The organism is Mesorhizobium sp. M8A.F.Ca.ET.208.01.1.1 (assembly GCF_004791315.1).
GTDB lineage: Bacteria > Pseudomonadota > Alphaproteobacteria > Rhizobiales > Rhizobiaceae > Mesorhizobium.
Map to the genome: position 1 here is coordinate 1 of NZ_SRUT01000279.1, position 307 is coordinate 307.

The 307-nt window shown below is 61.9% G+C and carries 1 pseudogene; it reads right to left on the reverse strand.

The window, feature by feature from the left end:
- Positions 1-307: pseudogene (locus EN851_RS35290) on the reverse strand (gfo/Idh/MocA family oxidoreductase); the annotation flags it as partial.

Sequence of the window (307 nt, forward strand, 5' to 3'; positions counted from 1 at the left end):
CTGCGCGACCTTGTGATTGGGATGGCCGAGCGTTTTCGCATGGACACCCTTGGGGTCGCCCAACAGTTGGCGGATCAGGTCGAGATAGTGGATCGAATGCATGGCGATCTCAACGCGCGGCGCCTTGAGCAGGAATTCCCACAGCTGCCAGGGTGTGTCGAGCGCCAGAAGCGCATCGAAATCGACGACCTCGCCCAGCCAGCCCTTGGCGATTGCGTCCTTCAGCGCCAGCATCATCGGCGCGAAGCGGAGCTGGAAGTTGACCGCGGCCTTGAGCTGCTTAGCGCGGCAGATTTCGAGGATCTCC